Raw genomic sequence first — 12,884 nt, 5'->3', positions numbered from 1 at the left:
CGAATTTTGAAAGCAGAATGCGATGACCAAATTTAGCATCACAAAATTCGTTCCAAAGTTTCTGAAGCTAAACCCCGAAGCTCGATTTACCGCCAGAGAAATCGCGATCTGGATCATGGAAACTTACCCAGAGGCGGTCGAGCAAAAGAGGCTCAATAGCAATGCACGCAAACTGCCCTTGGACACCTATGAAGCGATGCTCCAACAAATCATTTCTGAGATTGGTGCCCAGCGAACAAGTTTGGAACAACGGCACGGCATTAGGACAACTGAAGGTAGGCCCAGACGCTTCTTTTACTCTGACAAGACAGAGGAAGACGAACTTATTGGAATTACCCTTTTGCCACCAGGCGACAGCGTCGACGCGCCGACGCAATATCTTTCGGAACATGACCTTTATCCCGTCTTCAAAGACTACCTCAAAGACGAACTAAAGATTGTTAGCAAACGAATTGACGAGCGGAGATCATCAAATAATAGAGGCGTTCAAGGCAATCGTTGGCTGTTCCCGGATATCGTCGGGATGGAAGACCTCAGCGAGTTTTGGGATCACGAAGTAATTGAAGCCGCAAAAGCCTATTCTGACAAGAAGACAAAGCTTTGGTCTTTTGAACTGAAGCTGAAGGTCAACGGAACAAACTTGCGAGAGTCCTTTTTTCAAGCTGTGAGCAATTCTTCATGGGCCAACTTTGGCTATCTTGTCGCCGTTGAGTTTCAGGGGAGTGAAACACTTGGAGAGCTGAGGCTATTGTCAGGCCTCCATGGTATCGGCGTAATCAAGTTTGATCCTCAGGACAAATCCTCCAGCGAGATACTTATCCCGGCACGGGAACGGGCAGAAATTGATTGGGGTACAGTCAACCGAATAACACAGCAAAATCCTGACTTTAAAGACTACGTAAAACTCGTCAGACAATTCTACCAAACCGGCGACCGCCTTACCTCCATGTGGAATTAGCATGTAACGAGTTTTGATGCTCACATGTCCTCAGCCAAAGGGGAAGCGCTCGACCTAGTGGGTCGTTTACACTCTCTCAACGCCAAATCACCGCCCAACGCCTAGTCCTCACCACCGATTGACACGTCACAGAAGCGCCCTCCGTGACGAAGCCGGGCGAAACGGATGATCATTGTCACCTCTCCCAGGTCGCCGGGGTGAACCCCGGCCTACGGCACATAGGCCGGGTCATTTCCCGTAGGTCGGGGTTCACCCCGACATGCCGCCACCTCCCCGCGGCTCCGCCCGTTCGCGGCTGAAGCGATCCCCCGGATCGTTTCCGGGACGCCTCCCCGAGACTCCGCCCGTGCGCGGCTGAAACGGTCCCCCGGATCGTTTCCGGGACGCCGCTTACCGACCCAAACACATCATTTTGCCAAAAAATACTCCCGCCGGAGGCATCTCACCCATCCGCAAGTGCCGCAAGACAGTCTGTATGCACAGCCTGTGTACAGTCGGTGTACAGCCTGTGCACAGCCGGTGTACGCAAATCACAGCGCCTTTTCGGGACGCATTTTCGTGCTAACTGATCGCCATGCGCCACCTCATCCTTGCCCTCACCCTCGCCACACCGGCCCTCGCGCAAGAGATCGAGACCGACCTCGAACTCGTCCTGCTGGCCGATGCCTCAGGCTCCATCGATCAGGACGAACTCTTGTTCCAGCGCCAGTCCTACGCCATCGCCATCACCGATCCGGCAGTGGTCGCGGCTATAGAAAACACGCTCTATGGCTCCATCGCGGTGACTTACGTCGAATGGGCGCAGAATCAGGCCACGGTCGTCCCGTGGACCGTCATCGCCGATATGGAAAGCGCCACGCGGTTTGCCCAAGCGCTCATCGGTCCGCCCCGTCAGGCCTTCGGGCGTAATGCGATTGGCAGCGCCCTTCTCTTCGGGATGGAGGCAATAGAAGCCAACAATATCAGAGGCTTCCGCCGCGTGATCGACTTTTCCGGCGACACACTTGGCAACAGCTACGGGCCTCCCATCACCGTCGCCCGCGATCAGGTGGTGGCTAATAATATCACGATCAACGCCCTGCCGATCCTACGCGACGGGCGCGCCGCGGCGATGGACCTGCCGCAGCTTTATCAGGACAATATCATCGGCGGGCCGATGGCCTTTGTGATGCCCGCTGGCGAAGGATCAGAGTTTACGGATGCCGTGCGCCGCAAGTTGATCCTTGAGATTGCGGGCACCGTGCCGCAGACGGATTACGCCTCACTCCTGCTGGAGGGTCTCCAGATAGGCCAGTAGGTCGACAATAGGTTGCGAGGTCAACACGGGCTGGCCTGTCTCTGACTTCGTAACAGCTTCATTTCCTTCAAAAAAGTCGCCATAGACCGGCATCATGCTGCCGTGGCTGACCAGAGGATCGCGGCCATCGATCCGCATGATCACACGGGTCGTCGGGAAGATGCCATCGTTTCTGGCCGCAAGCCGCGTCAGGTCCGCAGGCGCCACCACAAGCGATGGCGACATCGGCCCGTTCCCTTCGGCACTGCGACCATGACAGGTCGCGCAGTAAAACCCGAAAAGCGCCTCGCCCTGCTGGGTGTCCTGCGCCACCGCAGGCACTGCCAGCATCATCGACAAAAGAAACGGTATTGTCCGCATCAGCCCACCTCCATGCTTGATAGAGAAAGCCTACCGCAGGCAGCGCACCTCCGCCTTGATGCACATCAATCAGCGCAAGGTCAGGTTGCCCAAGGCAGCACGGATCACGCTGCCCGTATCATCGCTGTCACCAGACACAGCGAGCCCGACCAGGGCCCCCTTCTCACCACCAAAGGCGCGGGCGTAGTCTGCGGCCAAGTCCACGTTTTCATTGAAAGATCCGGTCCCCGCCTGCCGCAGCGCGATTGTCACGCCCTGCCCCGGCGGGCCATAGGGCGAGCGAATAACCTGACCGCGCGCATGATTGCCGCCGTAAGCATACTGCATGATGCGCACATCCTCATTGCCCAAAAGCGCGCGGATATTCGCCCCTTCCAAAGAGGGGGCCATCGCCTCGGGGACAAAGACAAAATAGAGGGAGATATTACGATCATCTCCGCCCTTCAGGCTCAGGTCTGTCGGCGGCACCGACTGATCCACGCTCCAGGTCCAGGACGCACCAGAGGTGCCCCATTTGTCGCGTCCCACCCGTGTCCACGCAATCGAGACTGCCCCTTCGGAGACAAGTCCGAGGCTTTGGCCGAAACTGTAATCGTTAGAGCTGAAAAGCGACAACCGCTGCTCCTGCCACCCGTTGGCAAAGCTGACCTGATTGGCAGCAGCAGGCAGGGCAAGGGCGGTCAACAAGGCAGCAACAGTCAGGCGCATGGGATGTCTCCTGTGGGTCATTTTGCACATGGATACAGCAACACCAGCGCCGCCCGCAGCCTTCAGGCGCCGTTTTCACGCGAATGTCAGAAAGGGTTACTCCTGAATGCTCTCAAGATACTCGGTCAGCATAAGCAGCTGCATCGGCACAGGTGTCCCAAGCCCGTCTTCCTCGATGATCACGGTGGCCCCCATGTCACCTGCACCGAACTCTGGCATGGCCGTGCTGAAGTGCGCCCCACGATCAAGCCCGTCGATGGTGCTCATCACCTGATCGGTCGGGAAAACTCCACCATTGCGTGCGGCAATGGTTGTCAGGTCTGGCGGGGTGGTGGTCAGGTCGCGCGCCAAAGGCCCATCCCCTTTGGCATCCGCACCGTGGCATGACGCACAATTTTCCAGATAGGCCGTGCGCCCATCAATTGGTTCATCAACGCAGGCCGCCAATGCCAGCGGCAGTATCGCAAAGTGAAAACGCATGTCCCTGCTCCCTGTTCTTGTGTTTGAATCGAGCCTAGCAAAATGCCTGCCCATCTGTCTTGATCTAAGTCAGCAATCAGCAACAGGGCGCATCGAAATTGGCACATCATATCATCATCATGCTTGCCGCCGGCATTGGCATTCCGGTCCTTGCTGCCTTGAATGCTGCACTGGGGCGCTTCATCGGATCGCCTGCTGTTGCAGCGGCCGTCCTTTTCGTGGTGGCATTTATCTGCGCAGCGGCGGTCGCTCTTGTCACGCATCCGCAAGCGGTCACAAAGCTCGCATCAGCCCCCAAGCACCTGTTTCTGGCCGGAACACTTGTGGCCTTTTACGTGTTGTCGATCACATGGATCGCGCCAACGATGGGTGTTGGCAACGCGGTGTTTTTTGTTCTGCTGGGTCAGCTGATCTCTGCTGCAGCTATTGATCACTTCGGTCTCTTTGGTGCGCAACAAGCCACCCTGAGCAGCACCCGCGCGGCTGGTATCGCGCTGATGGCACTTGGCGTGTTTGTTACCCAGAAAGCTTGAGCACCAACGACCAAAGCGCATCGGGCACTTCGACTTCATCCATTTCCCGCCGGTCCGCACCAGGAATCCGCGCACCGTCCTGCGCGGCAACGGCTTCGGCTACGCGGGCAAAGCGGTCAGCAAAGCCGTCGTGGTAGGTGCCGGGGTCCATCAGGATATAGAACTGGCCCAGATCATGCGGCTTGCCTTCCGCGACCTTCAGCCCCGACACATCAAGCGAGTTGACCGAGCCTGTCATCCCCGCCGCCAGCATCTCGGCCATCAGGCCGAAACCCCAACCTTTATAGCCGCCCGCACTGACCAGCGCCCCTTTGAGCGCTGCCTCGGGATCAGTCGTCGGTTGCCCGTCAGCATCGACTGCCCAGCCCAGCGGGATCGGCTCACCTGCTGCCTTGGCCATGGTGATCTTGCCCAGCGCCACGGCAGAGGTGGAAAAGTCGAAATGCATCGCAGGGCCATCATCACCCGGTACGGTCATGGCAATCGGATTGGTCCCGATCACCGCCTTGTTACCGCCCGGTGGCGCCACAATCGGTGAGGCATTGGTAAAGCCGATCCCGATCAACCCTGCCGCGGCAATCTGTTCGGTGAAATACCCCAGCGAGGTGCAGGTATGGGCATGGGCCACAGCCAGCGTTGCAACGCCATTTTCCAGCGCTGCCGTCACCGCCTCTGGCAGACCGGCGGCAAAGGCGGGTTGCGCAAACCCGAGCTTTGCATCCGCCAAAACGGCCGAAGGGCGGGGGCGCGTGACCTCTGGCATCACCGTGCCATTGACGCGGCCCGATTGCAGCTGCGTGCAGTAGCTTTCAAGGTAGTAAAGCCCGCAAATGACGTTGCCCAAGGCTTCGGCGCGCGCAACCGCCTTGGCCACGGCTTCTGCCTGCATCTCGCCCGCACCATGGGCGATCAGGGCGCTGCGCGATTTTTCTTTGATCTCGGTGACGGTGATTTTCATGCAGGCTCCAATACGCCGCCAGATAGACGGACCTGACGGTCCATCTTGGCTGCAAGTTCAAGATTATGTGTCGCAATCACAGCCGCAAGGCCGGTGTCACGCACGAGGTCCATCAACGCGCCAAAGACACGCTCAGAGGTTTCAGGGTCAAGATTGCCGGTCGGCTCATCTGCCAGCAAAAGCGAAGGGGCATTGGCCAGCGCGCGGCAAAACGCGACGCGCTGCTGCTCGCCCCCCGATAGCGCCGCAGGGCGATGGGTTGCACGCTCTGCCACACCGACGCGGGACAATAGCGCCATTGCCTGCGCTTCGGTCCGCGCACGGGCCACGCCGTTGGCCAGCTGGGGCAGCATGATGTTTTCAAGCGCCGTGAACTCCGGCAGCAGATGGTGGAACTGATAAATGAAACCTACCGTCCCGCGCCGGACACCGGTGCGCCGCCGATCCGACAGGCCATTCATGGCCTCGCCCGCAATCACGACCTCGCCCTGATCAGGCGTATCAAGTAGCCCTGCGATATGGAGCAACGTGGATTTACCCGCGCCCGAGGGCGCCACAAGGGCCACCACCTCACCCGGGGCGACGTCAAGGCTTGCACCTTGCAGCACGCGCACCTCATTGGGTTTGCCAAGGTTATAGCCCTTGTGAAGGTCCCGCAGTGACAGCGTCGGCTTACTCATAGCGCAGCGCCTCCACCGGGTTCATACGTGCCGCACGGCGGGCCGGAAAAATCGTGATGATCCATGACAGACCCAGCGACAAAGAAACTGCCTTTATCACGTCTATCAGACGCAACTCAGCCGGAATTTCGTAAAGCCCCCTGATCGACGGGTCCCAGACACCGCCGCCAGCCACATAATTCACGAAGCTGAAAATCGTGTCGATGTAGATCGCAAAAAGGCATCCCAACACGACACCAACAGCGGTGCCAATCGTGCCGATCCCGGCACCACAAATGAAGAAAATGCGCAGGATCGAGCCTTCGGTCAGGCCCATCGTGCGCAGGATGCCCACGTCACGGCCCTTGTTTTTGACCAGCATGATCAAACCGCTGATGATATTCATGGAGGCCACAAGCACGAGGATCGACAGGATGATGAACATCACATTGTCCTCGATCGTCAGTGCGCGCAGAAACCGCCCCACGCGGTCCTGCCAGCTATAGGCCCACATGCCGGGGCCTGCGGCATTCGCGATATCTTGCTTCAAAACCTCTGACTGGTTCAGATCGTCCAGAATGATGGCAAGCTCATCGGCAACACCATCACGGTTCAGGATCAGTTGCGCTTCATCAAAAGGAAGATAGACCCGCACCTCGTCAATCTGGAAACGCCCCGTCGAAAAGATATAGACCACCTCATAGGCATTGCGGCGGGTGGCCTGCCCCATCGGCGTCGATGCGCCCGAGCGTGTCGTCAGTTCGATCCGGTCGCCGATCGTCAACCCCAGATTGGAGGCCAGAGCCGACCCGATCGCAATACCACCGGGTAGATCGTCGATATTGCCGACCGTGCGCTCGCTATCGACAATCGCCTCGGACGTCTTAAGGTCGTCAAGACGTATCCCGTAGATATCCGCCAAACCGATCCGGCCGTTCCCCGACGCCATCGCCTGCGCGCGAATGAGGGGCGCAACCGATTGCACCCCGTCGATAGCGGCAATGCGTTCTGCTGTCCCTTCAAAGTCCTCGATCACGCCACGCGGCATCACAACACTGACATGCGCGTTGGCCCCGGCAATGGTGTCGATGAATTCAGCCCTGAAACCCGACCGCACGGCAAGCGTCGCAATCAGTGCAAAAACAGCGAGTGTGACACCGACCAGACTGATCCATGTCATCACGCTGACACCGCCTTCTGCCCGCTTGGCGCGAATATAGCGCCATGCGATCATCCATTCGAAGGCTGCAAAGGGTTTGGTCTGTCTGACGTCGGCCATAAGGTCGTCTCTTGCTGCTCTGCCGCAAGGTGGAGTGCGCAAGACCAATGGTCAAGGAACGCCCCCCATCATTTTGCCTCAAATACTCCCGCCGGAGGCACCTGCCCTCGCGACAGGTGCCGGGGTGCCTTCTCAGGCGATCCCTTCGTAGATGGCGGCGATCTTGGCCACAGCCTGCTCTGGCGGCATTTCTTCGCTCTCGCCAGTGCGGCGGCTGGTGACTTCGACCACACCGTTCTTGAGGCCGCGCGGTCCAACCGTGATCCGCCATGGCAGGCCGATCATATCCATAGTGCCGAACTTTGCGCCTGCGCGCTCTTCGCGGTCATCATAAAGCGGCTCCAGACCCAGCGCCGTCAGTGAGGCGTAAAGCGCCTCGCAAGCCGCGTCAGCTTCTGCATCGCCCGTCTTGAGGTTGACGATCCCGCAATGGAACGGGGTGACACCTTCTGGCCAGATGATGCCCTTCTCGTCATGGCTGGCTTCGATGATTGCGCCCACCAGACGGGAAACACCGATCCCGTGGGACCCCATGTGCACTGGCACCTTGTTGCCTTTGCCGTCATCGACTGTCGCGCCCAAGGCGTCAGAATACTTTGTACCGAAGTAGAAAATCTGACCGACCTCGATGCCGCGCGCGCTGCGGCGGCGTTCCTCGGGGATCTGATCGAAAAGTGCCTCGTCATGGGTTTCATCCGTACGGGCATAGCGTGAGGTGAATTCCTCAAGCACGGCCTGACAGGCCGCCGGATCATCAAAGTCGATCTCGCGGTTGCCGAAGGTCAGATCGGTGATCTCGCTGTCGTAGAAGACCTCGGATTCACCGGTATCGGCCAGAACAAGAAACTCATGTGTATCATCGCCACCGATTGGACCTGAATCGGCGCGCATCGGGATAGCCTGCAGGCCCATACGCTCATAGGTGCGCAGATATGTCACCAGGTGGCGGTTATAGGCGTGCAGCGCGTCTTCTTTGGTCAGGTCAAAGTTGTAGCCGTCTTTCATGTAGAATTCGCGGCCACGCATGACGCCAAAACGAGGACGCACCTCGTCGCGGAACTTCCACTGGATTTGGTAAAGCGTCAGCGGCAGGTCCTTGTAGCTGGTCACATGGGCGCGGAAGATATCCGTGACCAGTTCCTCGGCGGTCGGTGTGAACAGCATGTCACGCCCGCCGCGATCCTTGATCCGCAGCATTTCCTCGCCGTAGGCGTCATAGCGGCCGCTCTCGCGCCAGAGGTCTGCGGACTGTATCGTTGGCATCTGGATGGCAATGTGCCCGGCACGTGCCTGTTCCTCATGGACGATATCTTCGATCTTGCGCAGCACTTTGAAGCCAAGCGGTAGCCAGGAATAGATACCTGCGCTGGCCTGTTTGATCATGCCGGCCTGCAGCATGTAGCGATGGCTCACAATCTGCGCCTCGCGTGGCGTTTCTTTCAGGACCGGAAGGAAATAGCGGCTAAGACGCATCGGGAAGGCCTTTTTGGACATGGATTATTCGCGTTCGGGTGTAATCTTCCCTTCAACGACCCGCAAGCGCAGACGTTCTTTACGGCAGCCGGATCGGGAGATAATTGCCGCTCTGCCCTTGCACCACGGCAAGGCTTGTCGCATCTAATTGCCAAAGCAGATGGAGTTTGCCGATGGCGCTGCCAATCAAAGACCAGCTCAAGTATTGGGGGATCGCGACTGCGGTCTTTCTGATCGTGCTGTGGTTCTTGGGCGACGTGATCCTGCCATTTGTGCTGGGTGGTGCGATTGCCTACTGCCTTGATCCGATTGCAGACCGGCTGGAACGTGCAGGGTTAAGCAGAACAGCCTCTGTCGCGGTGATCACACTCGCGACAATCCTGATCTTTGTACTGTTGTTCCTGCTTGTGATCCCGACGCTGATCCAACAGACCTCATCGCTGATCAACACCGCGCCGGAGTTGTTTGACCGGCTGCGAAGTGGCCTCCTGGAGCGCTTCCCGCAGCTTATGGATGCGGACAGCACGATCAGTCAGCAGCTTTCCGCGATTGGCGAGACCATCCAAGCCAAGGGCGGCGAATTGGTGAACGGTATCCTCAGCTCGGCACTGGGGCTGCTCAACATCATTATCCTGATGGTTGTGGTGCCTGTTGTGGCGTTCTACATGCTGCTCGACTGGGACAACATGACTGCCAAAGTCGATAGCCTTCTGCCGCGCGACCATGTCGAAACAGTGCGCATGCTGGCTCGCGATATCGACAAGACGCTGGCGTCATTCATCCGCGGGCAAGGTACCGTCTGCCTTATTCTCGGAACCTATTACGCCGTCGCGCTGATGCTGGCGGGATTGAATTTCGGCCTGATCGTCGGGTTTATCGCCGGACTGATCACGTTTATTCCCTATGTCGGTGCTTTGGTTGGTGGCGCGCTGGCAATTGGTCTGGCTCTCTTCCAATTCTGGGGATCGGTCGAAATCGTGACTGGCGATTTCACGACGCAAGGAACCGACTGGATCAGGATTGGCATCGTGGCCGGGATTTTCGCCTTTGGACAATTCATGGAAGGCAACATCCTGACACCTAAGCTGGTCGGAAGCTCTGTTGGCCTGCACCCCGTCTGGCTGCTCTTTGCGCTGTCTGTCTTTGGGTCTCTCTTCGGTTTCGTGGGAATGCTGGTCGCCGTGCCCATCGCTGCGATGATCGGCGTCGTGGCGCGCTGGGGCGTTGATCAATACAAGCGCAGCTTGCTTTATCGCGGGACGAGCGAGGGCGATTGATGGCCGATCAGCTTGCCTTTGAATGGCCCAGCGGCGTCGCCCGCGGGCCAGATGACTTTTTCGTATCAGAGGCCAATGCAAAGGCCTTTGCGATGATCAGCGCGCCAGAAAGCTGGCCTGACCGCAAACTCGTTCTGACAGGACCGACCGGTGCAGGCAAAAGCCACCTTGCCGGGATTTTCCGAAATGCCCGAAATGCGGAGCTTTTCAGCGCCGAAACGCTGCCTGTCGGACACCAGACCGAAGCTGCGGCTGTTGTTGTGGAAGATGCAGAAAGCCTGCCAAGTGATCGTGAAGAAACACTTTTCCACCTGCACAACAACCTACGGGCCACTGGCGGCCTTTTGTTGCTGACCTCCGACCGGCCCCCGTCACGCTGGCCAATTGCGCTGCCTGACCTTGCAAGCCGGATGCAGGCAACCACAGTGATCGAGATCGATAATCCCGACGACGCGCTCTTGTCAGCGCTGATCATGAAGCTTTTTGCTGACCGTCAGATCAGTCCAAAGCCCGATCTTGTGCGGTATCTGGCAACACGGCTTGAGCGTTCCCATGCAGCAGCGGCCCACATCGTCGCAGAGCTTGATCGCGCAGCCCTTGCCCAAGGGCGGAAGATCAACAAGACCCTTGCAGCGGAGTTGCTGGACAAGCAAGCCTGACACCGCAATACTTGGGCTGCTACCGCAACCGAAGTGGCGGATAAGACCTTATGACAGACGCAAATTTTCTTGAAGGGGCCTACCCCGCGCCGACGGCGCTCGACATTGATATCGAGACGCCGGACCGCTTTGTGAATCGCGAGCTTAGCTGGCTGTCGTTCAACTGGCGCGTTCTGGAAGAGGCTGAAAACCCGCGCGTGCCATTGCTGGAGCGGCTGAGATTTTTGTCGATCTCGGCGACCAACCTTGATGAATTCTACACCGTTCGGGTGGCTGGTTTGCGTGAGTTGACCAATGAGGGCAACACCACACCGGGTCTGGATGGCCGCACCCCGGCAGAACAGCTTGTCGTGATCGATCAGGATGCAAGGCGCCTTATGGCGCGCCAGCAAGAGGTCTTCACCGATCTGCAATGCGCCATGGCTGATCAGGACATCCATATCCTGACCCAAGACGATCTGAACGCGGATGACGTTGCCTTTCTCGAAGATGTTTTCCTGGAACATGTATTCCCCGTTCTATCACCACTTGCGATTGACCCTGCGCATCCCTTCCCGTTCCTGCCAAACGAGGGCTTCGCGCTGGCGTTGCAACTCGAACGGCCAACCGACAAGCGCCAGCTGCGCTCTCTGCTGCCGGTGCCTGCGCAGATTGCCCGGTTCGTCGCCCTTCCTGCAAAAAGCGGTCATCGTTTTCTCCCACTCGAGGAACTGTTGCTGATCCAGATCAGCCGGTTGTTCCCCGGCTACAAGGTCAAGGGTCACTGCGCTTTCAAGGTGCTGCGAGACAGCGACCTCGAAGTCGAGGATGAAGCCGAGGACCTCGTGCGCGAATTCGAAACGGCGCTAAAGCGCCGCAAGCGTGGCGAGGTTGTCAGGCTCAAGATTTCAGCAGGTGCCCCGGCAGCGCTCAAAGATCTCATCATGGATGAACTCCACGTCAAAGAGGACACAGTGGTCGAGGTCAACGGCCTGATCGGGATCGCTGATTTGGGAGAACTGGTCCTTGATGAACGGCCAGACCTGCTTTGGCCGCCATTCGCACCCCGCGTACCAGAGCGCGTTCAGGACCACGACGGCGATATGTTCGCAGCGATCCGCCAGAAAGACATGCTGCTGCATCACCCGTACGAGACCTTCGACATGGTGGTGCGCTTTTTGAAACAGGCCGCCCGCGATCCCGATGTCGTGGCGATCAAGCAAACGCTTTACCGCACCTCAAAGAATTCGCCGATCGTCGAGGCGCTGTGCGAAGCTGCCGAAGATGGGAAATCCGTTACCGCGCTCGTAGAACTGAAAGCCCGTTTCGATGAGGCCGCGAACATCCGCCAGTCGCGCAGGCTCGAACGGGCAGGAGCACATGTGGTCTACGGATTTCTGCAATATAAGACCCACGCCAAGATCAGCACAGTGGTCCGGCGCGAGGGGGACAAGCTGGTCACTTATACGCATTTTGGCACCGGTAACTACCATCCGATCACGGCGCGCATCTACACCGACCTGAGCCTTTTCACCTGCGATGCCGCTCTGGGGCGCGATGCCACGAAGGTCTTCAACTATCTGTCGGGTTACGCGCAACCAGAAGGACTTGAGAACCTGTCCATTTCACCAATCTCCCTCAAGCGCACGTTGCTGGACCGCATCGCCAGTGAGGCCGAGAACGCCCGCGCGGGCAAACCGGCGATGATCTGGGCCAAGATGAATTCGCTGATCGAAAGCGACGTGATCGACGCACTTTATGCGGCCAGTCAGGCGGGCGTGCAGATCAGTCTGGTCGTGCGTGGCATCTGCGGCTTGCGCCCGGGGGTCAAGGGGCTGTCGGAAAACATCCGTGTCAAATCGGTTGTCGGCCGCTTTCTCGAACATTCGCGGATCGTCTGCTTTGCGGATGGCAAAGAGCTGCCCTCGAAAAAGGCCAAGGTCTTTATCAGCTCCGCCGACTGGATGGGGCGGAACCTGAACCGACGCGTCGAAACTCTGGTCGAAATCAAGAACAACACCGTGAAAGCACAGATCGTGAGCCAGATCATGGCTGCCAATATGGCCGATATTGCGCAAAGCTGGGTGATGAACGCAGACGGCAGCTATGACAGGGCCACCTATGAAGAAGGCACATTCGCCTTCAACTGTCACCGGTTCTTTATGGAAAACCCCTCGCTCTCGGGTCGCGGGTCGGCAGGTGCTGGCGATGTGCCACGGTTGACCCATACCGACGATTGACACATACAACTGACGCAACACGAC

General features: G+C 58.3%; 13 protein-coding genes. 6 read left to right on the top strand and 7 right to left on the bottom strand.

The genetic code is table 11. The annotated features are described in order from the left end of the window. Positions 1-22: 22 nt before the first annotated feature. Together BM316_RS02965 and BM316_RS02960 are read left to right on the top strand one after the other, a co-directional pair. On the top strand, positions 23-958 hold the full coding sequence (locus BM316_RS02965; RefSeq protein ID WP_090203790.1) for a COG2958 family protein: 936 nt from the start codon (positions 23-25) through the stop codon (positions 956-958). Between the two features lie 574 nt (positions 959-1,532). Then, positions 1,533-2,255, top strand: coding sequence for a DUF1194 domain-containing protein (locus BM316_RS02960; protein ID WP_090203787.1), 723 nt, complete (start codon positions 1,533-1,535; stop codon positions 2,253-2,255). On the opposite strand, the gene BM316_RS02955 is transcribed toward BM316_RS02960, so the two are convergent. The 3 genes from BM316_RS02955 to BM316_RS02945 form a co-directional block, all read right to left on the bottom strand. After that, the gene (locus tag BM316_RS02955; protein ID WP_090203784.1) at positions 2,220-2,615 is read right to left on the bottom strand and encodes a c-type cytochrome; all 396 of its coding nucleotides are present in this window, start codon (positions 2,613-2,615) and stop codon (positions 2,220-2,222) included. The two genes, BM316_RS02960 and BM316_RS02955, sit on opposite strands and share 36 nt — an antisense overlap. A gap of 69 nt (positions 2,616-2,684) precedes the next feature. Then, positions 2,685-3,323, bottom strand: coding sequence for a DUF3047 domain-containing protein (locus BM316_RS02950; protein WP_090203782.1), 639 nt, complete (start codon positions 3,321-3,323; stop codon positions 2,685-2,687). A 96-nt stretch (positions 3,324-3,419) separates the two neighbouring features. Next, positions 3,420-3,803: a c-type cytochrome gene (locus BM316_RS02945; protein ID WP_090203779.1), complete on the bottom strand. Its 384-nt coding sequence runs from the start codon at positions 3,801-3,803 to the stop codon at positions 3,420-3,422. Between the two features lie 119 nt (positions 3,804-3,922). Between BM316_RS02945 and BM316_RS02940 the strand changes: the two genes are divergently transcribed. After that, positions 3,923-4,336 carry a DMT family transporter gene (locus BM316_RS02940; RefSeq protein WP_375342235.1) on the top strand — a complete coding sequence of 138 codons (414 nt, stop codon included), beginning with the start codon at positions 3,923-3,925 and terminating at the stop codon, positions 4,334-4,336. On the opposite strand, the gene BM316_RS02935 is transcribed toward BM316_RS02940, so the two are convergent. The 4 genes from BM316_RS02935 to proS all read right to left on the bottom strand — a co-directional run bounded on the left by BM316_RS02935 (position 4,320) and on the right by proS (position 8,705). After that, a complete protein-coding gene (locus BM316_RS02935) occupies positions 4,320-5,294 on the bottom strand; it encodes an Ldh family oxidoreductase (RefSeq protein ID WP_090203775.1) in 975 nt (324 codons plus the stop codon). The genes BM316_RS02940 and BM316_RS02935 overlap by 17 nt on opposite strands. Continuing rightward, entirely contained in the window at positions 5,291-5,974 is a 684-nt protein-coding gene (locus tag BM316_RS02930; protein ID WP_090203772.1) for an ABC transporter ATP-binding protein, read from the bottom strand. Before BM316_RS02930 ends, BM316_RS02935 begins: the two co-directional genes overlap by 4 nt. Continuing rightward, the gene (locus BM316_RS02925) at positions 5,967-7,232 is read right to left on the bottom strand and encodes an ABC transporter permease (protein ID WP_090203769.1); all 1,266 of its coding nucleotides are present in this window, start codon (positions 7,230-7,232) and stop codon (positions 5,967-5,969) included. The genes BM316_RS02930 and BM316_RS02925 overlap by 8 nt, the downstream gene beginning before the upstream one ends. Before the next feature lie 132 nt (positions 7,233-7,364). Continuing rightward, positions 7,365-8,705, bottom strand: coding sequence for a proline--tRNA ligase (proS, locus tag BM316_RS02920; protein WP_090207422.1), 1,341 nt, complete (start codon positions 8,703-8,705; stop codon positions 7,365-7,367). A 173-nt stretch (positions 8,706-8,878) separates the two neighbouring features. Between proS and BM316_RS02915 the strand changes: the two genes are divergently transcribed. The 3 genes from BM316_RS02915 to BM316_RS02905 are packed head-to-tail and all read left to right on the top strand — an operon-like array spanning position 8,879 to position 12,860. Then, a complete protein-coding gene (locus BM316_RS02915; RefSeq protein ID WP_090203767.1) occupies positions 8,879-9,982 on the top strand; it encodes an AI-2E family transporter in 1,104 nt (367 codons plus the stop codon). Beyond that, complete coding sequence (locus tag BM316_RS02910) at positions 9,982-10,641, top strand: P-loop NTPase family protein (RefSeq protein ID WP_090203764.1); 660 nt, start codon at positions 9,982-9,984, stop codon at positions 10,639-10,641. Before BM316_RS02915 ends, BM316_RS02910 begins: the two co-directional genes overlap by 1 nt. A gap of 50 nt (positions 10,642-10,691) precedes the next feature. Next, positions 10,692-12,860 (top strand): RNA degradosome polyphosphate kinase, encoded by a 2,169-nt coding sequence (locus BM316_RS02905; RefSeq protein ID WP_090203761.1) that lies wholly within the window; start codon positions 10,692-10,694, stop codon positions 12,858-12,860. Positions 12,861-12,884 lie beyond the last annotated feature (24 nt).

It is taken from the genome of Yoonia litorea (assembly GCF_900114675.1).
GTDB classification, from domain to species: domain Bacteria; phylum Pseudomonadota; class Alphaproteobacteria; order Rhodobacterales; family Rhodobacteraceae; genus Yoonia; species Yoonia litorea.
This window is presented reverse-complemented; position numbering and strand designations above follow the sequence as displayed.

Coding starts and splice junctions, on each gene's coding strand:
- BM316_RS02955 (WP_090203784.1), bottom strand. CDS start 2,615: ATGCGGACAATACCGTTTCTTTTGTCGATGATGCTGGCAGTGCCTGCG.
- BM316_RS02935 (WP_090203775.1), bottom strand. CDS start 5,294: ATGAAAATCACCGTCACCGAGATCAAAGAAAAATCGCGCAGCGCCCTG.
- BM316_RS02965 (WP_090203790.1), top strand. CDS start 23: ATGACCAAATTTAGCATCACAAAATTCGTTCCAAAGTTTCTGAAGCTA.
- BM316_RS02940 (WP_375342235.1), top strand. CDS start 3,923: ATGCTTGCCGCCGGCATTGGCATTCCGGTCCTTGCTGCCTTGAATGCT.
- BM316_RS02945 (WP_090203779.1), bottom strand. CDS start 3,803: ATGCGTTTTCACTTTGCGATACTGCCGCTGGCATTGGCGGCCTGCGTT.
- BM316_RS02915 (WP_090203767.1), top strand. CDS start 8,879: ATGGCGCTGCCAATCAAAGACCAGCTCAAGTATTGGGGGATCGCGACT.
- BM316_RS02930 (WP_090203772.1), bottom strand. CDS start 5,974: ATGAGTAAGCCGACGCTGTCACTGCGGGACCTTCACAAGGGCTATAAC.
- BM316_RS02910 (WP_090203764.1), top strand. CDS start 9,982: ATGGCCGATCAGCTTGCCTTTGAATGGCCCAGCGGCGTCGCCCGCGGG.
- BM316_RS02950 (WP_090203782.1), bottom strand. CDS start 3,323: ATGCGCCTGACTGTTGCTGCCTTGTTGACCGCCCTTGCCCTGCCTGCT.
- BM316_RS02960 (WP_090203787.1), top strand. CDS start 1,533: ATGCGCCACCTCATCCTTGCCCTCACCCTCGCCACACCGGCCCTCGCG.
- BM316_RS02925 (WP_090203769.1), bottom strand. CDS start 7,232: ATGGCCGACGTCAGACAGACCAAACCCTTTGCAGCCTTCGAATGGATG.
- proS (WP_090207422.1), bottom strand. CDS start 8,705: ATGCGTCTTAGCCGCTATTTCCTTCCGGTCCTGAAAGAAACGCCACGC.
- BM316_RS02905 (WP_090203761.1), top strand. CDS start 10,692: ATGACAGACGCAAATTTTCTTGAAGGGGCCTACCCCGCGCCGACGGCG.